Source organism: Sphingomonas sp. JUb134 (assembly GCF_004341505.2).
In the GTDB taxonomy this organism is placed as follows: Bacteria; Pseudomonadota; Alphaproteobacteria; order Sphingomonadales; family Sphingomonadaceae; genus Sphingomonas.
On record NZ_SLYP02000003.1, the window covers coordinates 78,044 to 99,833 of the forward strand.

Genomic DNA, 21,790 nt, shown 5'->3' on the forward strand with positions numbered 1-21,790 from the left:
CCGAACCCGATCCCGGCCGCGCGGGGGTGCAGGTGAACCCGCCCGTTGCCTTGCCGCGGCCTGCATCCTATCTGCGGAGCAATAGATTAGGGGACCAGCATGACGACCTTCGACGACCGCGAGCGCGCGTTCGAATCCAAATTCGCACGCGACGAGGAAATGACCTTCCGCGTGACCGCGCGTCGCAATCGCCTGCTCGGGCAGTGGGCGGCCGCGAAGATGAAGCTGACGCCCGAAGAGACCGACGCCTACGCCAAGGCGGTCGTGCAGGCCGATTTTGAGGAAGCCGGTGACGGGGACGTGATCCGCAAGCTGGTGGGCGATCTGACGGCCGCCGGCGTCGCGACCGACGAGGCGACCGTGCGCAAGGCGCTCGACGAACTGACCGTCGAAGCACGCCGCCAGTTGATCGAGGCGCGCTGATCCATGGCGATGGCTGCGGCTGACATCGAGGCGCTGATCCGCGCCGGCATTCCCGATGCGGTGGTCGAGATCACCGATCTCGCCGGCGACGGCGATCACTACGCCGCGCGCGTCGTCTCCGAGAGCTTTCGCGGAATCCCGCGCGTGCGCCAGCATCAGGCCGTCTATGCCGCGCTTGGTGGTCGCATGGGGGGCGTGCTGCACGCCCTGCAATTGACTACGGGCGTGCCCGTACAGGAGTAAGAGAAATGAGCGAAGACACCAACGCCCGCATCGACCAGCTCGTGAAGGGCAATGACGTGGTGCTGTTCATGAAGGGCAGCCCGCTGTTCCCGCAGTGCGGCTTCTCCAGCCGCGCCGTCGCGATCCTCAACCACCTTGGGGTCGAGTTCGAGAGCGTCGACGTCTTGCAGGATCAGGGCATCCGCCAAGGCATCAAGGCCTATTCCGACTGGCCGACGATCCCGCAGCTCTACGTGCGTGGGGAGTTCGTCGGCGGTTCCGACATCATGATGGAAATGTACGAGAGCGGCGAACTCGCCCAGCTCTTCGGCGGCGAACAGCCGACCGCCGCCTGACAATATGCGACGCTCGCTTCCAAGGGGAAGCGGGCGTCGTGGCCACACGCGCTCGGCCGCTTCCGCGCAATCGCGGACTTGTTGTCGAAGCAGCACCTGTCGGCCCCTGGCGTCGGTGATGACGCCCCCCGTTTCACGATAACTGGTGTCGACGCGGGGCATTCACACTCGCCGGCCTGTGACCTCTCGAACCCGCGCGCACCGCTGCGAACACCGACGCGAGACGCGGCGTCCTCCCCTGGGTCTTTCCTTCAGTCCTGCAGGAAGAGGTACCGGGTGGGCGAACCGACGCCAGTGGAGTGCGCCGGCTCGCCCGTTGAAGCGCGCGATCGCGCGGTACGATCAAGAACATGCAGGCGGCGTGCCAGACGCGCTGAACCCGCGCAGATCCGCGGAAGGCGAGGGTTAATGGCGCTCGCTGCGCGAGCACGTCTGTAAAGAGGACCGACGCCGCGGATGGCGGCTCGTCTCTCTCACCCGCGCCTAAACGCACGATCCGCCGGAGCGATCCCGCCCCTATTGACTACAGGTGTAAATGGGCAGACTACATGCGTAGTCAGGAGTCGCGTAATGCCCGAACGGATCAGTGATGCCGAACATGTCGTGATGGAGGTGCTGTGGGACGAAAGCCCGCTCACCGCTCAGGAGGTGGTCGAACGCGTGCCGGAAGGTCGCGCCTGGAGCGCGAACACCGTGAAGACGCTCCTCGGCCGCCTGCTCGCGAAGGAAGCCGTCGCGCACGAAGAGGACGGTCGCCGCTATCGCTACCGACCGCTCGTGGCCCGCGAGGACTATGTGGTGGGTGAGTCGCAGCGGCTGATCGACCGTCTGTTCGGCGGCAGCCTTACGCCCCTGGTGGCGCACCTCGCGCGTCGCGATCAGCTCAGCAGCCGCGAAATCGAGGAGATCGAGTCCTTACTCAAGGAGCTCAAGCAATGATTGGATGGGCGGTAGAGACGCTGATCGCGTCGACGTTGCTGATGCTGCTGGTGCTGGCGCTGCGCGCGCCCACCCGCCGCGCCTTTGGCCCGAGTGTCGCCTATGCGCTGTGGCTGTTGCCCGCGCTCCGCATGGCCCTGCCACCGCTGCCTTCCCCATTGCGACTGGTGGAGACCAGCCCCATCGGCGCGCCGATCCCGCCGGGAACCCTGATGCTGATGCAGCCGGTGGCGACGATCCCCGCAGTGCCGCAGGGCTGGGGCATGGCAGATGTGCCGGGCCTGGCCGTGCTGTTCTGGTTCGCCGGGGCTGCCTTCTTCTTCTGCTGGCACGTCGTGCGCCATGCCCAGTTCTGCCGACGCGTGCTCGCCTCCGGGCGCGGCTATGACGTCGCACAGGGCAAGGTGCGGGTATTCGAGACGGACGCCGCCTCGGGCCCGCTCGCCTTCGGCGTGTGGCGCCGCTACGTCGCTTTCCCCCGCGACTTCGCCGAACGCTACGACGACCAGGAGCGCACGCTCGCGCTTGCGCATGAGCTGGGCCACCACGCCCGCGGTGACCTGCTGGCGAACTGGATCGCGCTCGCGGTGCTCGCCTGCCACTGGTTCAATCCGATCGCCTGGCGCGCCTTTCGTGCCTTTCGCGCCGACCAGGAGATGGCCTGCGATGCGATGGTCCTCGCCCGCGCCCGCCCAGGCGTCCGCTACGCCTATGGTCGCGCGATCGTGAAGTCTGCGCACGGCGGCGCCGTCTCGGCTGCCTGCCACCTCCACACCGTCAACGAGATCAAGGGGAGACTGAAGATGTTGTCCAAGCACCGCAGCGTTTCGCCGTTCCGTCGCGTGGCAGGCTCCGTTGGGATCGCCGGCGTCGCGATGGGCGCGCTGGGTCTCACCGCCTCGGGGACCCACGCCGCAGAGACGCTGCGCACCCGCGTGAGCCATACGACGGGAATCGACATCACCCGCATCGAGCTTCCCGCGCCGCACCTCCTCCAGACGGTGGTCCCGGCCGCGCCGCCAGCCCCCGCTGCACCGGCTGGCGCCCCAGGTGCGCCGATGCCTCCGGCCCCGCCCGCAGCGCCCGTTCCCCCGCAAGCGCCCATCGTCGTGACCGCCCTCCGGGGTGTCCACATGGACGAGCCGGTGACGCAGGAGAATTGCGGCAGCGAGGGGCAGCCCGGCGCCTATGTGATCAATCGTCGTCAGGGCGATCACACGGTGATGGTGGTGTGCAGCGACCGCATCAACGCCACGGTACAGGCCGCCACGGCAAGCGCGGCACAGGCCAGCGCCGCGGCCGCCTCCGCTCAAACCGCGGCCAGCATCGACGTCGCCGCGATCCAGCGCACGGCACTCACCAGCGCGCTGGTGGGGCTACGCGGCACCCGCGCCACCCTTGCCAGCAATCCCAGCCTATCGGGGGAAGACCGCAGAGAAGCGCTCGCCGATATCGACGAGAGCATTGCGGAGTTGGAGCACCAGATCGCCCACCCAGACGCCGACTGACCTTCAACGCCCAGCGACGGGACTGCGGAGCTGGCGCGCAGACCGGGAGGCGACCAGGGACCCGGTACGCATGAATTCGCGCGGCGTACCGGCACCCGTCGCCTCAGCAGCGGCGGGCGTCGCTTGATCCTCGCCGCGAAGGCATGAGCGGCGATCCAGTCCCGACGCAGGGCAGCGACCACGGGTCTATTCCAGGCGGGTGCTCTCCCCTGTCAGTGGCACTGGGAGCGCGCCCGCCAGTCGTTTCACGGCGAGCCTGGCGCTGCCAAGCGGCCCGTACTGGATGATCCACGCCTTGCGCGGAAGCGGGCTTTCGTTGCGGCCGGCGCGATGCAGGGTCGTCGGCGTGTGGATCGTCAGGCCGCCGACCGGCAAGGCACAGGAGATGCTGCCCGCGGGGTCGGGCGTGGCCTCCTGACCCGGCTGCCCGGACGAGCGAAGCACCCTGCGGTGGCGGACCAGCGGCCCCAGGTGGCTTCCTGCAAGGAAGGTCATGCAACCGCTTTCCGGCGTCACGTCTTGCAGGGGGATCCAGAAGTGCAGCTGCCGGGGACGCGATGCGCGCCACAGCGCAAAGGCGGCGTCCTGGTGCCAGGGCGTCGCCGTATGGTTGCGCGCGCCCTTGTAGATCACGTGATCGAAGGATCGGGAGACCCGCCCCGCCAGCGTGCACGCCAATGCCGTGCAGCCCCGGAACACCGCCGTCTCCAATAGCGCCGGGACCAAGGCGGCGGCATGGTTCAGCTCGATCTGGTCCCATCCGCCCAATCCCCGGCCGGATCCTGCATCCTCCGCGGGCTCGCCTCTTCGGGGATACCGCACCAGAAATGGCAGTGCGGCGGGGGTATGCTCCGCCTCCAAGAGGGCCCGGTCGAGCAGGCGCTCCACCTCGCGCACCTCGTCGCGGGAGAACAAGCCCGGGACGGCGGCAAAGCCGTCGCGCCTGAGCGCCACGGCCGTCGCTCGGAAGGCGTCCTCATCGAGGGCGATGCTGTCGGAGCGCCGGGGCGGACTAGGCAACACCATCGCAGCTCCTGGGCGAAGAACAGGGCGCAAGGCTAGGCGCAGGCGTACCCCCCGCCCACCCGAGATGGGTCAGAAACGGATTCGTCTCGTTGCGGGTGACGCCATCCCGGCCGAGATCCGCACGAAGCTTGTGCTGCCGGGCCCGAGTGGCCATGTCGAAGCGATGATGCATCCCCCAACGGGTATTCCGATCGCGCTGGAACCCCTGGTGCTGCGCGTCCTCGCCCCCAACGCTTCTCCCTATACCTACACCGGCACGCAGAGCTATGTGGTGGGCGGAACGACGGACGCCGCCGTGATCGATCCCGGGCCTGTCGACGCTTCGCACCTCGATGCGTTGCTGGCCGCCGTCGGCACCCGACGGCTCGTCGCGGTCCTGTGCACCCATACCCATCGCGACCATAGCCCCGGCGCGCGGGCGCTTGCCGATCGTACCGGCGCACCGATCGTTGGCTGCGGGCCGCTGACGATGGACGATGCCGGCCCGCGCGCCGATGCCGCTTTCGATACGACCTATGCCCCCGACAGGGTGTTGGCGGAAGGGGAGGGAGTGTCGGGTACCGGCTGGTCGTTGCTCGCGGTCGAGACGCCCGGCCACACCTCCAACCATCTCGCCTTCGCACTTCCGGAAAGCGGCGCCCTGTTCAGCGGCGACCATGTCATGGGCTGGTCGACGACCATCGTCTCGCCGCCGGATGGCGACATGGCCGCCTATATGGCGAGCCTCGAGAAGCTGATGGGACGCTCGGACCGCATCTACTACCCAGGGCACGGCGAGGCGGTGGAGAACCCGCAGCGCTTCGTCCGCGGCCTGCTCGGCCACCGCAGGGCACGCGAGGGCCAGATCCTGCGCCTGCTGGGCGAGGGCATCGGCGCGGTGCCGGCGATGGTGGCGCGCATGTATGTCGGGCTCGACGCGAAGCTGCTGCCGGCGGCGGAACGCTCGGTTCTCGCGCATCTGCTCGACTTGAAAGGTCGCGGGCTGGCGGTGGAGGCAGGCGAATGGCGACGCAGCTGAGGCCGGGCGTAGTGCGCACGCTGGTGGCGCTGCTGATCGGCGCGGCGGTGACGCTTGGTGCAGTGCTGGTCTACCAGCGCTACACCGAGAATTATGTCGTGACGCAGGAGGAGGACGGCACCGCCGTCACCCGTCTCATCACCGCACGCCTGTCTGGCGCCTCCAGCCTGAAGGTCGCCGAACTCTCCGGCACGCTTCAAAGCACCGCCACCGACGTGCGGGGCTATGGCATGCTGAAGTCGAACCAGGTCATCAAGGTGCCGTTCTCGGTCGACTATTTCGTGGATGTGTCGCGGATCGGCTCCGGTGACATCCAGTGGTCCGAGGCGACCCGCACGCTGATCGTGGACGCACCCGACGTCACCGTCGCCAAGGCCAACGTCGACGAGTCGCAGCGCACCCTGGTGCGGACCCAGGGTGTGTTCGTCACCCGCGCGGCCGGCGAGAACCTCGCCCGCCGCACCTCCCAAGCCGCCCAGAGCAAGGCCGGAGCCGAGGCCCGCTCGCCCGAGCGGATGGCCCAGGCCCGCGAAAAGGCCCGCGCCGCGCTCGGCCGCCTGCTCGGTGCGCCGCTCGAGAGCATGGGCTATGGCGACGCGCGCGTGCTGGTGACCTTCCCCAATGAACGCCGCTCGAAGGATCCCGAGCGCTGGGACGTGACCGCTCCAATCGATGAGGTGCTCGCCAACCGCCGCTGACCCCCTCCGGCGCTGCCCGGCCATCGCGCGCAGCTATATGCGCGCACTATGCGAAAGCGGGGAATCGATCTCGAATTCCTACGCGGCGCGGACCTAATCCCCACGGCCTTGGCGCCCCGGCTGTCGGCGGTCGCCACACCCTTGGGGGCATGCATGAACTATTTTCGCCGGGTCGCCGTCGTGGCCCTTCTTACGCTGCCGTGCGCTGCTCAGGCCCAGTCGGGCGGGAGCACGGAAGCGCCCGGAACGACACCGTCTGTCACCGTCAGCGGTTCGGCGGCGATCGCCTCGGACTATCGCTTCCGCGGCGTGTCGCAAACGGACCAGGAACTGGCGGTGCAGGGTGGCATCACCGTGGGCCACGACAGCGGCCTCTACGTCGGGCTTTGGGGTTCGAACCTCGCCGGTTGGGGCACCTTCGGCGGCGCCAACATGGAGCTCGACCTGATCGGCGGCTACAAGGCGCAGCTTTCCGACAGCGCAACGCTGGACGTAGGGCTCACCTGGTACCTGTATCCAGGCGGCGCCGACGAGACCGACTTCGCCGAGCCTTATGTCAAGCTGACCGGCACCACCGGCCCGGCGACCCTGACGGCGGGCGCCGCCTATGCGCCCAAGCAGCAGGCGATCGGCAAATGGTACGACGACGGCGCGGCCGCGGCAGCAGGGCTCTACGATCATCCGGGCGCGAAGGACGACAATCTCTACCTCTGGGGTGACGCGGCGGTCGCCCTTGCCGGCACTCCGGTGACCGCAAAGGCGCACATCGGCCACAGCTGGGGGCAGGACGGGCTGGGCCCCAATGCCACTGCCGTCGCCCCGACCGGCGGATATTGGGATTGGTCGCTGGGCGCCGATGCGACCTGGCGCAACCTGACCTTCAACGTCTCGTACATCGATACTGACATTTCGAGCCGCGAGGCGGGCTATCTGCGGCCGAGCTTCAGCAAGGGCCAGGACGGCACCGGCAACATCGCCGGCGGCACGGTGCTGGCCTCGTTGACCGCGGCCTTCTGAAGGAGACGGACCGATGCAGGACCTGCTCTGGATCCTCGTCATGGTCGGGCTGCTGGCGGCGACGCTCGCCTATGCCCGACTGTGCGACCATGCGTGAGGTGACGCCATGACGCTCGACCTCTGGCTCGCGGCTCTGACCGCGGTTGCCCTTCTCGTCTATCTGGTGGCGGTGCTGATCCGCCCCGAACGCTTCTAGAAGGAGGCGGAACCATGACCATCCAGGGATGGATCCTGATCCTCGGCTTCGTCGGCATCCTGCTGGCGCTCACCAAGCCGATCGGCATGTGGCTGTTCGCGCTATACGAAGGCCGCCGCACCCCGCTGCACCTCGTGCTCGGACCTGTCGAGCACGGCTTTTACAAGCTTGCCGGCATTGACCCCACGCAGGAGCAGGGCTGGCGCCGCTATGCGCTGCACATGCTGGTGTTCAACTTCGTGCTGATGGCGTTCACCTATGCGGTGCTGCGCCTGCAGGGCGTGCTGCCCGGCAATCCGCAGGGACTGGCGGGCCTCTCTCCACACCTCGCCTTCAACACGGCGATCAGCTTCACGACCAACACCAACTGGCAAAGCTATGGCGGGGAGTCGACCATGTCGAACCTCAGCCAGATGCTCGGGCTGACGATCCACAACTTCCTGTCGTCGGCCACCGGCATCGCGCTCGCCTTTGCGCTGTTCCGCGGCTTCGCGCGGCGAGAGGCAAAGGCGATCGGCAATTTCTGGGCCGATTGCACCCGCGTGACGCTCTATCTGCTGCTGCCGCTCTGCGTCGTGATCGCGCTGTTCTACATCGCGAGCGGCGTGCCGCAGACGCTCGCCGGCGTAATCGGCATCGACACGCTGGAAGGCGCGCGCCAGTCGATCCTGCTCGGCCCGGTCGCCAGCCAGGAAGCGATCAAGATGCTGGGCACCAATGGCGGCGGCTTCTTCAACGCCAACTCCGCGCATCCGTTCGAGAACCCGACCGCGATCACCAACCTGGTCCAGATGCTGTCGATCTTCGCGATCGGCGTGGGGCTGACCTGGTGCTTCGGCAAGGCGGTCGGCAATACCCGGCAGGGCTGGGCGATCCTGGCCGCGATGATGATCCTGTTCCTGGCGGGTGTCACCGTCACCTACTGGCAGGAAGCGGCGGGCAATCCGGTGCTCCACCAGCTCGGCGTCGCGGGCGGCAACATGGAGGGCAAGGAGGCCCGCTTCGGCATCGCCGCCTCGGCACTGTTCGCGGTCGTCACCACCGCCGCCTCGTGCGGCGCGGTCAATGCGATGCACGACAGCTTTACCGCGCTGGGCGGCATGATCCCGCTGTTCAACATGCAGCTGGGCGAGGTCGTGATCGGAGGCGTCGGCGCCGGCATCTACGGCTTCCTGCTGTTCGCCATCCTCGCAGTGTTCGTGGCCGGGCTGATGGTCGGCCGCACGCCCGAATATGTCGGTAAGAAGATCGAGGCCCGCGAGGTGAAGCTCGCGGTGCTCGCGATCGCCGTCCTGCCTCTGATGATCCTGGGCCTGACCGCCTTGTCGAGCGTGATGGAGCAGGGTCTCGCCGGGCCGCTCAACAAGGGACCGCACGGGTTCAGCGAAATCCTCTACGCCTTCACAAGCGCTGTCGCGAACAACGGCTCGGCCTTCGCCGGCCTGACGGCGAATACACCCTGGTACAACGGGCTGCTCGGCGTCGCGATGTGGGTAGGCCGCTTCTTCATCATCGTGCCGATGCTGGCGATCGCCGGCAGCCTCGCCGCCAAGAAGCACACGCCGGAAAGTGCGGGCTCGTTCCCGACCACCGGCGGCCTGTGGGTCGGCTTGCTCGTCGGCATCGTGCTGATCGTCGGCGGCCTCACCTTCCTGCCGAGCCTCGCGCTCGGTCCCATCGCCGATCATCTCGCGATGATCCGCGGCCAACTGTTCTGATCGAGGGCGCCACCATGGCCCAGAAAAGCCAGACCAAGAGCCTGTTCACGGCCGACCTCGTCGTGCCCGCGATCCAGGCGTCGTTCGTGAAGCTCAATCCAAGAGAGCTGATCCGCAACCCCGTCATGTTCGTCACCGCCGCGGTCGCGGCGCTGATGACGGTCCTGCTCGTCGTCGGGCAGGACGATCTCACCACCGGCTTCAAGCTCCAGCTCGTCGTGTGGCTGTGGTTGACCGTGCTGTTCGGCACCTTCGCCGAGGCGCTGGCCGAGGGCCGCGGCAAGGCACAGGCGGCCTCGCTGCGCGCCACCAAGGCCGAACTCACCGCCAAGCGGCTCAAGAACGGGCGCACCGAACAGGTCCCCGCCAGCCAGCTTCGAGCCGGCGACCTGGTGCTGGTCGAGACCAACGACCTGATTCCGGCCGATGGCGAGGTGGTGGAAGGCGTCGCCTCGGTCAACGAAGCGGCCATCACGGGCGAAAGCGCGCCCGTCATCCGCGAGGCAGGCGGCGACCGCTCTGCGGTGACGGCAGGTACTCGCGTGATCTCGGACCAGGTCACCGTCCGGGTGACCGTGGATCCGGGCCAGGGCTTTCTCGACCGCATGATCGCGCTGGTCGAGGGCGCCGAGCGGCAGAAGACCCCGAACGAGATCGCGCTCACCCTGCTGCTGGTCGGCCTCACGATTATCTTCCTGATCGCGGTCGGCACCATCCCGGGCTTCGCCACCTATGCGGGCGGGAGCATCCCCGTGGCGATCCTGTCGGCCCTGCTGATCACCCTGATCCCGACCACGATCGCCGCCCTGCTGTCGGCGATCGGCATCGCGGGCATGGACCGACTGGTGCGCTTCAACGTGCTCGCCAAGTCGGGCCGGGCGGTGGAGGCCGCTGGCGACGTCGACGTGCTGCTGCTCGACAAGACCGGCACCATCACCATCGGCGACCGGCAGGCGAGCGAGTTCCGCCCCGTCGGCGGCGCCAGCGATGCCGAACTCGCCGAAGCGGCACTGCTCGCGAGCCTTGCCGACGAGACCCCCGAGGGCCGCTCGATCGTGGTGCTCGCCCGCGACAAGTTCGGGGTCCACACCGCCGCGCTGCCGGCGGGGGCAGAAGTGATCCCCTTCACCGCCCAGACCCGCATCTCGGGCGTGCGGACCGGCGACTCGCTGATCCAAAAGGGTGCGGTGGATTCGGTGCTCCGGGCCAATCCGGGCGTCGGCGAGACCGCCGCAGCCACCGAGCTGCGGCGCGTGACGGACGAGATCGCCCGCGCGGGCGGCACGCCGCTGGCAGTCGCCAAGAACGGGCGGCTGCTGGGCGCCATCTTCCTGAAGGACGTGGTGAAGGCCGGCATCCGAGAGCGTTTCGGCGAACTGCGCGCGATGGGTATCCGCACGGTGATGATCACCGGCGACAATCCCCTGACCGCGGCGGCGATCGCCGCTGAAGCCGGGGTGGACGACTTCCTCGCCCAGGCGACGCCGGAGGACAAGCTCGCGCTGATCCGCAAGGAGCAGCAGGGCGGGCGGCTGGTCGCGATGTGCGGCGACGGCACCAACGACGCGCCCGCGCTCGCGCAGGCCGATGTCGGCGTCGCCATGAACACCGGCACCCAGGCCGCGCGCGAGGCCGGCAACATGGTGGACCTCGACAGCGACCCGACCAAGCTCATCGAGGTGGTCGGTCTCGGCAAGCAGCTGCTGATGACGCGCGGCGCGCTCACGACCTTTTCGGTCGCGAACGACGTGGCGAAGTATTTCGCGATCATCCCGGCGATGTTCGTGGCGCTCTATCCGGGGCTTGGCGTCCTCAACGTCATGGGGCTCGCCACGCCGGAGAGCGCAATCCTATCGGCGATCATCTTCAACGCGATCATCATCCCGCTGCTGGTGCCGCTGGCGCTCAAGGGCGTGGCGTACCGGCCGATGTCCGCCGGGCCGCTCCTCGCGCGCAATCTCGCCGTCTACGGCCTGGGCGGGCTCCTTGCCCCCTTCGTCGGGATCAAGATCATCGACCTGGTCGTCAACGGCCTGGGCCTCGCCTGAGGAGCATCTCGCATGGGCAACGACCTTTCCACTTCGCTGCGGCCTGCGATCGTCCTGACGATCCTGTTCGCGATCCTGCTCGGGATCCTCTATCCTCTGGCGATGACGGGTATCGGCCAGGCACTTTTTCCCTTCCAGGCGAATGGCAGCCTGGTGCGCGACGGAAGCGGCCGCGTGATCGGCTCGGCCGTGGTGGGCCAGGCCTTCACCTCCGACCGCTACTTGCAGACGCGCCCCTCGGCCGCCGGCCAGGGCTATGACGGCCTCGCGTCCTCGGGCTCCAACCTCGGCCCCGCCGCCCAGGCACTCACCGACCGCGTGAAGCCCGACGTCGCCAAGCGTCAGGCGGAGGGCGTCACCGGCCCGCTTCCGGCGGACCTGGTGACTGCCAGCGGTTCCGGCCTCGATCCCGATCTCTCGCCCGAGGCGGCACTGGCCCAGGCGCCTCGGATCGCCGCGGTACGGGGACTCCCGGTCGAGCGCGTCCGCGCGCTCGTCAGGGAGCGCACGGAAGGCGGCGCGGTGCTCGGCGCCCCGCACGTGAACGTCCTGGCGATCAACCGCGCGCTGGACGCCCTTCCGCGCTGATGCCGCTATCCGGGGACGACCGACCGGATCCGGACGCCCTTCTGCGCCAGGCGGCGCAGGAGGGCCGTGGCCGTTTGAAGATCTTCCTCGGCGCCGCCCCCGGCGTCGGCAAGACGTACGAGATGCTGTCGGAGGGCGCGGCACGGCGCCGCGATGGTGTCGACGTGGTGGTCGCAGTGGTGGAAACCCACGGCCGCGCAGAGACCGAAGCGCTGGTCCGCGGGCACGAGGTGATCCCCCGACGCGACGTCCCCTACGAGGGGCGAACACTGCACGAGATGGATCTGGACGCGGTCCTCGCCCGCGCGCCGCGGCTGGCGCTGGTCGACGAGCTCGCCCACACCAATGCGCCGGGCAGCCGGCACCCCAAACGCTATCAGGATGTCGAGGAGCTGCTGGCGGCCGGGATCGACGTCTACTCCACCATCAACATCCAGCACGTAGAGAGCCTGAACGACGTCGTCGCGTCCTTCACTCGCGTCCGTGTGCGGGAAACGGTGCCCGACCGTATCCTGGAGATGGCGGAGGTCGAAGTCGTCGACATTCCGCCCGACGAACTCATCGAGCGGCTGAAAGCAGGCAAGGTCTATCTGCCGCACGAAGCGACGCGTGCGCTGAACCACTTCTTCTCCAAGTCCAACCTCTCGGCCCTTCGGGAACTTGCGCTGCGGCGCGCCGCGCAAGCCGTCGACGCCCAGATGCTGGAGCATGTCCGCGCGATCGGCGTCGGCGGCACCTGGGCGGGCAGCGAGCGGATCGTGGTCGCGGTGAGCGAACTGCCCGGCGCCGATGGCCTGGTCCGCGCCGCCAAGCGTCTTTCCGACGCGCTCAAGGCGCCCTGGACCGCACTGTTCATCGAGACTCCGCGCGCGGCCCAGTTCAGCGACCCCCAGCACGAGCGGATCGCCGCGACCATGTCGCTCGCGACCCAGCTCGGCGGTGCGATCGCAACCGTACCGGCTCCCTCGGCACTCGAAGGCATCCAGGCCTTCGTGGCGGACGCGCGTGCCACCCAGCTGGTCGTCGGCAAGTCGAAGCGGTCGCGCTGGTTCGAACTTCGCTATGGCTCCGTGGTCGACCGGCTGGTGCGCGGGACGCCGGGCGTGACGGTGCACGTGCTCCCGGTGGAAGAGGTGCCGGGGCAGGGGGGAAGCGCGCCCACGCAGGCGGGTCGCACGCGCGGTCGCGGCTGGGGATCGCCTGCGGGCTATGGCCTGACGCTGCTCGGTGTGGCGGCCGTGACCGCGCTTGCGAGCACGCTGTTCCACGTCCTGAACCTCGGCAACGTCGCGCTGCTCTACCTGCTTCCCGTCATGGCGGCCGCCAGCCTCTATGGTCTTCGCACCGGCCTGTTCGCGGGGCTGGCGTCGAGCCTGTGCTACAATTTCTTCTTCCTGCCGCCGACCGGCACGCTGACCGTCAACAATCCGGAGAACATCGTATCGGTCTTCGTCCTGCTCGGCGTCGCCGTCGCCACCAGCCAGTTGACCGCACGCGTGCGTGCGCAGGCGGATATTGCGGCGGCAAGCGCACGCACCAACGCCACGCTTGCGGGCTTCCTCCACCAGTTGAGCGGCGTCAGCGAACAGGCAGAGGCGGCGCGGGTGATCTGCAACGACGTCGGACGCCTGTTCGACGTCCAGGCCGTGTTGCTGGCGCCTTCCCCTGGTGCGGGCCTTGGCGTGCTGGCGGCGACCAACCCCGACTATCGCCTCGACACCATGGACCTGGCTGCCGCCAACTGGGCGTTTGACACGGGCGGAGCCGCGGGGAAGGGGTCGGGGACGCTCGCGGCATCCGAATGGCTGTTCCAGCCGCTGAAGTCGGGCGCAGGCACGCTCGCGGTGTTGGGCCTCGCGCGCGAGAACGGGAGCGAGCCGGTCCGTGCCGATCAGCTCCCGCTCCTCACCAGCCTTGTGAATCAGGCTGCGCTCGTGATCGAGCGGCTGCGCCTTCAGGCGGAGATCCGCGACGTGGATGCGGTCCGCACCCGCGACCGGCTGCGCGCGGCGCTGCTGTCGTCGGTCAGCCACGACCTGCGCACGCCGCTTACGGCCGTGCTCGCCGCCGCCGACGCCCTCGACCATGGCGCCACCCCGGAGCTGATCGGCACCATCAAGAGCGAGGCGTCACGGCTCAACCGCTTCGTCGCCAATCTCCTCGACATGACCCGCGTGGAGGCGGGCGCGCTGAAGCTCAGCGTCGAGGCGGTGGATCTGAGCGATGCCGTGGCCGGCGCCGCGCACGACGCGCGCCGGGCGCTGGAGGGCCATCCGGTGCGCCTTGACGTCCCTCCCGATCTGCCGCTCGTGCGCGCCGACCCGCAACTGCTCCACCATTGCCTGCTGAACCTGCTCGACAACGCAGGCCGCTATGGCGACCCCGGCACCGAGATCGTCATCGAGGGCCGGCATCGCTATGGCCAGCTTCGGCTCGCCGTGCTGGACCACGGACCCGGGCTGCCGCCAGGCCGTGAGACCGAGGTGTTCGAGACCTTCCGCCGGCTCGAGGGCTCGGATCGTGCGACCGGGGGCACCGGCCTCGGCCTCGCCATCGTCAAGGCATTTGCCGAAGCGATGGGGTTGGGCGTCGAGGCGGGCAACCGGGAAGACGGCAGCGGCGCCGCCTTTGCGATCCTCTTCCCACCTTCCCTCATCGTGCGCGACGTCGCGCAGGAAAGCATCTCCTGATGGCTGCCAGAATCCTGATCGTGGACGACGAAGTCGCCATCCGCCGCCTGCTGCGCAACACGCTGGAGCGCGCGGGCTATACCGTGGCGGAAGCGATGAACGGACGCGAGGCTCTGGTGCAGGCGAGCGCACACGAGCCGGATGCGATCCTCCTCGACCTGGGACTGCCCGACCGCGACGGTCTCACCCTGATCCCGATGCTGCGCAAACAGGCGAAGGGCGTGATCCTGGTGGTGTCTGCACGCGAAGCGACGGAAGAGAAGGTGGCGGCGCTGGACCTTGGCGCCGACGACTATGTGACCAAGCCCTTCGACACGGACGAGTTGCTTGCCCGGCTGCGTGTCGCGCTGCGCCATCACGGCGGCTCCGGTGCGACGCCCAAACTGGTGCGCCGCGGAGACATCACCATCGACCTCGACCGGCGCCTCGTCTGCAGGGCCGGCGAGGAACTGCATCTGACCCGCAAGGAGCACGACGTGCTGGCGGTGCTCGCCCGTCACATCGGCAGGGTCGTCACGCACGAGCGCATCATCGCCGCCGCCTGGAGCGGGGAAGAGGATCCCAGGGTGGAATATCTGAGGATCGTGATCCGCAATCTCCGCCAGAAGGGGTCGGTTCCGGCTGAGGGCGAAATGACACCCTAAGCGAAACGGCAAGAAGGGGTGGGGAGCGGACATCGCGCCCCCGCCTTGCGTCATCCTGAACTTGTTTCAGGATCCATCGGGCGATTGGTGCCGGAGCGTGGTGGCTCGTGCCGCCATCTCGGTTGGCCGATCATAAACTGGGCTTTCGGATTGATGGACCCTGAAACAAGTTCAGGGTGACGGCTGATTTGGGGTGGGGCGCGGTCATCCGTCATCCCGGCGCATGCCGGGACCGTGGGCAAGTCTTGAGGCGATAGCTATCGCCAGGGCGCCCGGACGTGAGGCTGCTTCTAAAGACAGCCCACGGTCCCGGCATGCGCCGGGATGACGACCATTGGGAACGTCTGCAACGGGGCGGATGCTGCCCTTCACCATTCCGCCGGATGGATGTCGATCAAATGGATCAAATGTCAGTGAGATCCTCAGGGTACATCCCACCGCGCTGGCAGAAGAGAGCCCATGTTTCCTTCCCCTGTGCGGTTACGATCATGCGAACCGGTAAATCGACTGCGAGCGCGATAAGGCCGAGGCGGACAAGCGGGCCAATGCTCCTATCGCTGATCACCCTGTCAGGGGTGTACCCTCCTGCCACGAGTGTCCATCCGGGCGTTCCGCGTTCGGTAATAGCCGGAGCGAGATGGCCGTCACGTGGGAGATCGGTATCGCGGCCCAGGGTGTATAGGCAGATACTCCAGAAGGCATCTCGCGGTCGTGGTGGGATCAACGCCCATTCCAGCGGGCCGGCATCATCCTGTTCGGGCGCTTGAACGGCTGCGGCCGGGTCGTCCCGGACTCCATCGCGGTACGCGCGCTCTAGCGCCTGCGCGATGGCGCCAGCAGTGTCGACGGCGATCCCGTACTTCCGATTGTAGCGATCCTTGGCGACAATGCCTCGGGCGATTTCGCGAAACCGCGCCTTGCGCCGGGGATCGGGACGCAGCCGTCCAGACGCCCCGGTCATGTCGTCACCGTGACATCAGGGCTCACGTTACCCCGTGCGCGAGCCACGATCCCGGCGACCGTGTTCTTGCTGAGTCCCAGGTCGCGAGCGATCCAGCGATAGCTCCGCCCCTCGGCGATATGCGCCAACACTTTGGGCGCGAGGCGGTCCGACTTGGGTCGCTCCCCCAGTTGCCGGCCGAGTTTGCGGCCACGTGCCCGCGCTGCAGCAAGGCCAGAGCGGACCCGCTCGCTCAGCATGTCGCGCTCAAACTGGGCTATACCTGCGAGCATCGTCGCCATCATCCGCCCATGCGGCGTATCGACCTCGAACGTCATGCCGCTCATCGCGACCACCGACACGCGCCAGCCCGACAGCCGGTTGAGTGTATCGAGCAGGTCCTGGGTCGAACGCCCCCAGCGACTGAGTTCGGTAACGAGGATCGCATCGATATGGCGTGCCTGCGCCAGCTTCATCACCTCAGCCCGCGCCGAACGGTTTGCCTTCATGCCCGACGCGGTTTCGCGGAAGACCTCGACCACTTCATAGCCGCCACGCTCGGCAAAGCCGGCCAGGTCGCGGAGCTGCCGTTCGCACGACTGGTCGGCTGTCGAAACCCTGGCGTAGATGGCGGCGCGCTGTCCCAATTGAACCCTTCTGGAATTAGGCCTCGAAAAGCCTTGATTTGCGTGGGGTCAGTGTTGTCCAAAACAGACTTCTGTTCAATGGGGACAAGCCGTGCATGCCGAGACGCCATATCCTCAGCGCCCGACAGCGTTCGGCCCTACTCGACCTACCGACTGACGAAGCGGCGCTGCTGCGCCATTATCTTCTGGCAGACGATGACCTGATTCATATCGACCGGCGTCGCCGACCGGAGAACCGCATCGGGTTCGCCCTGCAGTTGTGCGCGCTGCGATATCCAGGCCGGACCCTTGCTCCCGGCGAACTGATCCCACACACTGTATCTGCCTTTCTAGGCGCCCAGCTTGGCATCGCTGGCGAGACGCTCGCGGCCTATGCCGTTCGACGCCAAACCCGCCACCAGCACATGGAGGCGCTGCGCCGTATCTACGGATACAGAATGTTCCCCGGACGGGGACCGTATGCCAGGGCTTTCCGCGATTGGCTTCTCGCCGAAGCCGAGCAGGCACGCTCAAACGACGACCTTGCCCGGCGCTTCATTGCCCGCTGCCGTGAAACCATGACCATCCTGCCGGCGATCACGACAATCGAGCGTTTGTGCGCGGACGCGCTCGTCGCCGCCGAACGTCGGATCGAGAAGCGGATCGCGGCCCGTCTCGATCCCGTCGCCTGTGATGGGCTCGACCGACTGACTACCGAGATGCTGCCGGGGGCGATCAGCCGCTTCATCTGGCTGCGCCGGATTGAGCCGGGCAACAACTCCGCCGCGGCGAACCGGCTGCTCGACCGGCTCGAGTTCCTGCGCGCGATGAACCTCAATGATGGTATACTTGCCGGTGTTCCACCGCATCGCGTCGCCCGGCTACGCCGGCAGGGCGAGCGCTACTTCGCCGATGGCCTGCGCGACCTCGGCGCCGATCGGCGCCGCGCTATCATGGCGGTCTGCGTCATTGAATGGGCCACGGCGACTGCGGATGCGGTGATCGAAACACATGACCGGATCGTTGGCCGCACCTGGCGCGACGCGAAGCAACTGCATGACGCGCGGGTCGTAGAAACCAGAGGCGCTACCACTGCGACTTTGAACGGCTTCACTGCACTCGGTCAATCATTGCTCGAAGCGCATGGCGACGGCGCGTCGCTGGAAGATGCGGTCGCGGGCGGGGCGGGATGGGAACGGCTCACCAGCCTCGTCGCTACGGCCAAGACGTTGACGGACACCTTGGGCGATGATCCGCTGGCCTATGTTGATCAGGGGTATCACCGCTTCCGTCGGTATGCCCCGCGCATGCTGCGATGCCTCGACCTCAAAGCTGCGGCGGTTGCACGGCCTTTGCTGGACGCGGCTACCGTCATCGCTACCAAGGGCGCAGTTCCGGCGGCCGACGATTTCTTGCGCCCGCATTCCAAATGGCGGCGACAGTTGCGGGCGAAGGGCGATGATGATGCCCGCCTCCGGGAAGTCGCGGTCATGTTTCACCTGCGCGACGCGCTGCGCTCGGGCGACATATGGCTCGACCGCTCGCATCGATATGGTGACCTGCGCCACGTCCTCGTGCCGATGGCGGTCGCGCATGCCGCGAAGCTGGCGGTCCCGTCCGACCCGCATGTCTGGCTGGCTGACCGCAAAGTGCGTCTCGCTGATGGCCTTGCCCGGCTCGGTCGCGCCGTGCGCAGCGGTACAATTCCGAAAGGCAGCATCGAGGACGGCACGCTGCGCATTGATCGGCTCACCGCTGACGCGCCGGATGGGATCGAGGATCTGGTGCTTGATCTGTATCGCCGGCTGCCGCCCGTCCGCATCACCGATCTGCTGCTCGAAGTCGATACCGCGCTGGGTTTCACTGATGCCTTCACGCATCTGCGCACCGGCGTGCCATGCGGCGACCGAATCGGCCTGCTCAACGTCCTGCTTGCCGAGGGCCTGAATTTGGGTCTGCGTAAGATGGCAGAGGCTTCCAACACTCACGACTATTGGCAACTCTCCCGTCTCGCTCGCTGGCACGTCGAAAGCGAGGCGATCGACCAGGCGCTGGCCAACGTGGTCGCGGCGCAAGGGGCGCTGCCGATGGCCCAGGTCTGGGGTATGGGCAGATCCGCATCGGCCGATGGCCAGTTCTTCCCCGCCGCACGGCAGGGCGAAGCGATGAATACGATCAACGCCCGCTACGGCAACGATCCCGGCATCAAGGCCTATACCCACGTCAACGACCGCTTCGCGCCGTTTGCATCGCGGACCATTCCAGCCACGGTCAGCGAAGCACCTTATCTACTCGACGGGCTGACGATGAATGAGGCAGGGCGACGGATCGAAGAGCAGTACGCCGACACTGGCGGGTTCACCGATCATCTGTTCGGGATCAGCGCGATGCTCGGCTGCCGCCTTGTACTGCGCATCCGCGACCTCCCATCCAAACGACTGTACGTGTTCGACCCTGCCGCGACGCCGAGCGAATTGCGCCCGCTGGTGGGCGGCAAGGCGCGTGAGGCGCTGATCGTTTCCAACTGGCCCGATCTGTTCCGCTGCGCCGCCACCATGAGCGCTGGACAGGTCGCGCCGAGCAGCATCTTGCGCAAGCTCGCCTCCTATCCGCGCCAGAACGATCTTGCCTCCGCGCTGCGCGAGGTGGGCCGGATCGAGCGGACGCTGTTCATCATCGAATGGATACTCGACGTCGGCATGCAGCGCCGTGCACAGGTCGGCCTCAACAAAGGCGAGGCACATCATGCGCTGAAAAATGCCCTGCGCATCGGCCGTCAGGGCGAAATCCGCGACCGCACGACGGAGGGTCAGCATTACCGGATCGCCGGCCTCAACCTGCTCACCGCCATCATCGTCTACTGGAACACCCTGCACCTTGGCCATGCCGTTGAGGCCCGGCGCCGCGAAGGGCTCGATACCCCCGACCATCTTCTCGCCCATATTTCGCCGCTCGGATGGGCACACATCCTCCTCACTGGCGAGTACCTTTGGCCCAAGGACGCCGGCGCTTAGGGTGTCATTCCGCCCTCAGCCGGAACCGACCCCTGGTTCTGCCGGCATGGTTTCAGAAGCATTGGGGGGGGGAGGTCCGTCATATGCAAACCAAGCTCCTGCCGAACGATATCGGGCTCACCGAGCACCGAACCCCGGAAGGCTATCCATTGACAGCCGCTACGCCCGAGCGGGCGATACTGGAGCTGCTGCATCTCGCGCCAAAGGAATTCGATCTCGTCGAGGCCTGCCAGATCGTGGAGGGCATGACGTCGCTTCGCCCCAAGCTCATGCAGTCCCTGCTCGAGGCCTGCACATCGGTGAAGGTCCGGCGGCTGTTCCTCTACCTTGCGGAACGGGCGGACCTACCGGTCATGCGGCACGTGAAGGTGGACCAGATAGATCTGGGCTCCGGCGATCGCAGCCTTGCGAAAATGGGGCGGTACGTCCCGAAATACAGACTGCTCCTCCCCAGGGAGCTTGTGTCGAGTGGCAACTGACCAATATCGTGACCAGGTTCGCCTGCTGTTGGACGTCCTGCCTTTGGTCATGGCGGAGCCGGCCTTCGCATTGAAAGGCGGCACGGCGATCAACCTGTTCGAGTGGGACCTCCCGCGGCTCTCGGTCGATATCGATCTAACCTACCTTCCCCTCCAAGACCGGGCGGCCTCTCTGCAGGCGATCGGCGAGGCGCTTGCCCGGATCAAGGTAGAAATCGAACGCCGCCTCCCGCCAACCCGCGTGACCCAGACACGCCAGGGCCAAGAAGGTATGGAGGTCAAGCTCAACTGTCAGCGCGGCAAGACCCAGATCAAGGTCGAAGTGAATCCCACCCTGCGCGGCCATCTCCTTCCTCTCCGCGATCTTCCCTGCTCCGACCGTGTGCAGGAGAGATTTGAGGCTTTCGTCGAAGCGCGCTGTCTCTCGCACGGCGAGCTCTTTGGCGGCAAGATTTGTGCCGCGCTGGACCGGCAACATCCGCGCGATCTGTTCGACGTGAAGCGTCTGCTGGACGTAGAGGGCGTCGTCGATGAGGTTCGTCACGGTTTCGTCGCGGCGCTTGTAAGCCACGGGCGCCCGATCGCTGAACTGATCAGCCCGAGCCGAAAGGACCAGAGCGGAGCGTTCAAGGCCCAATTCGAAGGCATGCCCTTCGAGCCGTTCGCCTATGAGGATCATGTTCATACGTTCGGTCGCCTCGTGGCGGCGATCCATAGGTCCCTCGGCGCTGATGATCGGAGGTTCTTAGAGAGTTTTGAGGCCGGAGACCCGGAATGGGACGCCTTCCCATTGCCAGCGCTTCGAGAGCTGCCCGCTCCTCAATTCAAGTTGGTAAACATCCGCAAATTTCGAAAGGCGCAGCCGGAACGACACGCAGCGGGTCTCATCGCGCTGGAAGCAGCTCTCGAGAAATAGCACGCGGTAATGCGCATCGCGGGAGAGCGCCCGATTGCTTCGTGGGTCCGGGCTGAGAGATTCGAATTCATCCACGAGTTGAAATCGTGTTGGTTTTGGAGTATATGAAACTGACTCAACAGGAATGATCGAATGGTTCGCCCAGCAAATATCGGTTTCGTTGATGCGGATCGCATCCTCCACGACCGCATTGTGGCGAGCACCGACCGCATCATCAAGATGATGCCGGCGGCGGCAAAGGCGGCGGCGATAAGCAGCGTCGACGTGCCGAGCCTTGTCTTCCATCTCGCGCTTGGCATCCCGGCGGTCGAAACGGATAATCCGGAAGCCGCGGAAAGAATTACGAACGCCATCGCCTTCAAACGGCGGATGATCGACGCCGCAGGCGGCGCGCTGACGGCGGAGAAGGTGCGCACGCTGTTGGGGCACAAGACGATCCAGGCCGTCTACAAGGCAGTCAAGGATCGCCGACTGCTGATGGTCGAGGATAACGGGACACAACTCTTCCCGGCATTTCAGTTCGACGGCAATGCGATTCTCCCCGGGATTGCAAAGGTTCTCGGTGCCACGCCGAATACAACGGGCTGGGCCGTCCTGCAGTTCCTCGTCAGCGGCGATGAGGGGCTCGACGGAACGAGCCCGATCGCATTGCTGAAGGGCAGCAATGCGGAAGTTGAGCGCCTAGTGCGTTTCGCCCGTACGCTCGAAGATTGACGCAATATGG

21 protein-coding genes are annotated in these 21,790 nt (G+C 66.9%); 18 read left to right on the top strand and 3 right to left on the bottom strand.

Features of this window, described 5'->3' with window-relative positions:
- Positions 1 to 99 precede the first annotated feature (99 nt).
- The 5 genes from EDF69_RS18630 to EDF69_RS18650 all read left to right on the top strand — a co-directional run bounded on the left by EDF69_RS18630 (position 100) and on the right by EDF69_RS18650 (position 3,448).
- A complete protein-coding gene (locus EDF69_RS18630; RefSeq protein WP_125961138.1) occupies positions 100 to 423 on the top strand; it encodes a DUF1476 domain-containing protein in 324 nt (107 codons plus the stop codon).
- Positions 424 to 426: 3 nt separating this feature from the next.
- A complete protein-coding gene (locus EDF69_RS18635; RefSeq protein WP_132883637.1) occupies positions 427 to 666 on the top strand; it encodes a BolA/IbaG family iron-sulfur metabolism protein in 240 nt (79 codons plus the stop codon).
- 5 nt (positions 667 to 671) lie between these two features.
- Positions 672 to 1,001, top strand: a complete 330-nt coding sequence (gene grxD / locus EDF69_RS18640) for a Grx4 family monothiol glutaredoxin (protein ID WP_132883636.1) — start codon at positions 672 to 674, stop codon at positions 999 to 1,001.
- Between the two features lie 570 nt (positions 1,002 to 1,571).
- Positions 1,572 to 1,940 (top strand): BlaI/MecI/CopY family transcriptional regulator, encoded by a 369-nt coding sequence (locus EDF69_RS18645; protein ID WP_132883635.1) that lies wholly within the window; start codon positions 1,572 to 1,574, stop codon positions 1,938 to 1,940.
- Entirely contained in the window at positions 1,937 to 3,448 is a 1,512-nt protein-coding gene (locus EDF69_RS18650) for a M56 family metallopeptidase (RefSeq protein WP_132883634.1), read from the top strand. The genes EDF69_RS18645 and EDF69_RS18650 overlap by 4 nt, the downstream gene beginning before the upstream one ends.
- A gap of 186 nt (positions 3,449 to 3,634) precedes the next feature.
- Here the strand turns inward: EDF69_RS18650 and EDF69_RS18655 are convergent, their stop codons facing one another.
- Complete coding sequence (locus tag EDF69_RS18655) at positions 3,635 to 4,468, bottom strand: phytanoyl-CoA dioxygenase family protein (RefSeq protein ID WP_204991469.1); 834 nt, start codon at positions 4,466 to 4,468, stop codon at positions 3,635 to 3,637.
- Positions 4,469 to 4,637: 169 nt separating this feature from the next.
- Here EDF69_RS18655 and EDF69_RS18660 point away from each other — a divergent pair, with 169 nt between their 5' ends.
- The 9 genes from EDF69_RS18660 (at position 4,638) to EDF69_RS18700 (ending at position 15,091) form a co-directional block, all read left to right on the top strand.
- Positions 4,638 to 5,492, top strand: a complete 855-nt coding sequence (locus EDF69_RS18660) for an MBL fold metallo-hydrolase (protein ID WP_132883632.1) — start codon at positions 4,638 to 4,640, stop codon at positions 5,490 to 5,492.
- Positions 5,477 to 6,190 carry a DUF4230 domain-containing protein gene (locus EDF69_RS18665; RefSeq protein WP_132883631.1) on the top strand — a complete coding sequence of 238 codons (714 nt, stop codon included), beginning with the start codon at positions 5,477 to 5,479 and terminating at the stop codon, positions 6,188 to 6,190. The genes EDF69_RS18660 and EDF69_RS18665 overlap by 16 nt, the downstream gene beginning before the upstream one ends.
- Before the next feature lie 153 nt (positions 6,191 to 6,343).
- Positions 6,344 to 7,207 carry a TorF family putative porin gene (locus tag EDF69_RS18670; RefSeq protein WP_132883630.1) on the top strand — a complete coding sequence of 288 codons (864 nt, stop codon included), beginning with the start codon at positions 6,344 to 6,346 and terminating at the stop codon, positions 7,205 to 7,207.
- A 106-nt stretch (positions 7,208 to 7,313) separates the two neighbouring features.
- Positions 7,314 to 7,403 carry a K(+)-transporting ATPase subunit F gene (kdpF, locus tag EDF69_RS18675; protein ID WP_125961129.1) on the top strand — a complete coding sequence of 30 codons (90 nt, stop codon included), beginning with the start codon at positions 7,314 to 7,316 and terminating at the stop codon, positions 7,401 to 7,403.
- 14 nt (positions 7,404 to 7,417) lie between these two features.
- Positions 7,418 to 9,121 (top strand): potassium-transporting ATPase subunit KdpA, encoded by a 1,704-nt coding sequence (kdpA, locus tag EDF69_RS18680; RefSeq protein ID WP_132883629.1) that lies wholly within the window; start codon positions 7,418 to 7,420, stop codon positions 9,119 to 9,121.
- A 14-nt stretch (positions 9,122 to 9,135) separates the two neighbouring features.
- Positions 9,136 to 11,169: a potassium-transporting ATPase subunit KdpB gene (gene kdpB, locus EDF69_RS18685; RefSeq protein ID WP_132883628.1), complete on the top strand. Its 2,034-nt coding sequence runs from the start codon at positions 9,136 to 9,138 to the stop codon at positions 11,167 to 11,169.
- 12 nt (positions 11,170 to 11,181) lie between these two features.
- Entirely contained in the window at positions 11,182 to 11,757 is a 576-nt protein-coding gene (gene kdpC / locus EDF69_RS18690; RefSeq protein WP_132883627.1) for a potassium-transporting ATPase subunit KdpC, read from the top strand.
- The gene (locus tag EDF69_RS18695; RefSeq protein WP_132883626.1) at positions 11,757 to 14,447 is read left to right on the top strand and encodes a DUF4118 domain-containing protein; all 2,691 of its coding nucleotides are present in this window, start codon (positions 11,757 to 11,759) and stop codon (positions 14,445 to 14,447) included. The genes kdpC and EDF69_RS18695 overlap by 1 nt, the downstream gene beginning before the upstream one ends.
- Positions 14,447 to 15,091: a response regulator transcription factor gene (locus EDF69_RS18700; RefSeq protein WP_132883625.1), complete on the top strand. Its 645-nt coding sequence runs from the start codon at positions 14,447 to 14,449 to the stop codon at positions 15,089 to 15,091. The genes EDF69_RS18695 and EDF69_RS18700 overlap by 1 nt, the downstream gene beginning before the upstream one ends.
- A 403-nt stretch (positions 15,092 to 15,494) precedes the next feature.
- Here the strand turns inward: EDF69_RS18700 and EDF69_RS18705 are convergent, their stop codons facing one another.
- Complete coding sequence (locus tag EDF69_RS18705) at positions 15,495 to 16,052, bottom strand: hypothetical protein (protein WP_004213004.1); 558 nt, start codon at positions 16,050 to 16,052, stop codon at positions 15,495 to 15,497.
- Positions 16,049 to 16,678, bottom strand: coding sequence for a recombinase family protein (locus tag EDF69_RS18710; protein WP_004213007.1), 630 nt, complete (start codon positions 16,676 to 16,678; stop codon positions 16,049 to 16,051). The genes EDF69_RS18705 and EDF69_RS18710 overlap by 4 nt, the downstream gene beginning before the upstream one ends.
- Before the next feature lie 95 nt (positions 16,679 to 16,773).
- On the opposite strand from EDF69_RS18710, the gene EDF69_RS18715 reads away from it, so the two are divergent.
- From EDF69_RS18715 to EDF69_RS18730, 4 genes are all read left to right on the top strand, one after another.
- Entirely contained in the window at positions 16,774 to 19,671 is a 2,898-nt protein-coding gene (locus EDF69_RS18715) for a Tn3 family transposase (protein ID WP_132884621.1), read from the top strand.
- Complete coding sequence (locus tag EDF69_RS18720; protein WP_274611284.1) at positions 19,614 to 20,150, top strand: type IV toxin-antitoxin system AbiEi family antitoxin domain-containing protein; 537 nt, start codon at positions 19,614 to 19,616, stop codon at positions 20,148 to 20,150. The genes EDF69_RS18715 and EDF69_RS18720 overlap by 58 nt, the downstream gene beginning before the upstream one ends.
- The gene (locus tag EDF69_RS18725) at positions 20,140 to 21,066 is read left to right on the top strand and encodes a nucleotidyl transferase AbiEii/AbiGii toxin family protein (protein ID WP_100239920.1); all 927 of its coding nucleotides are present in this window, start codon (positions 20,140 to 20,142) and stop codon (positions 21,064 to 21,066) included. The genes EDF69_RS18720 and EDF69_RS18725 overlap by 11 nt, the downstream gene beginning before the upstream one ends.
- Positions 21,067 to 21,198: 132 nt before the next feature.
- Entirely contained in the window at positions 21,199 to 21,780 is a 582-nt protein-coding gene (locus EDF69_RS18730; RefSeq protein WP_132884467.1) for a hypothetical protein, read from the top strand.
- The last annotated feature ends 10 nt before the right edge of the window (positions 21,781 to 21,790 follow it).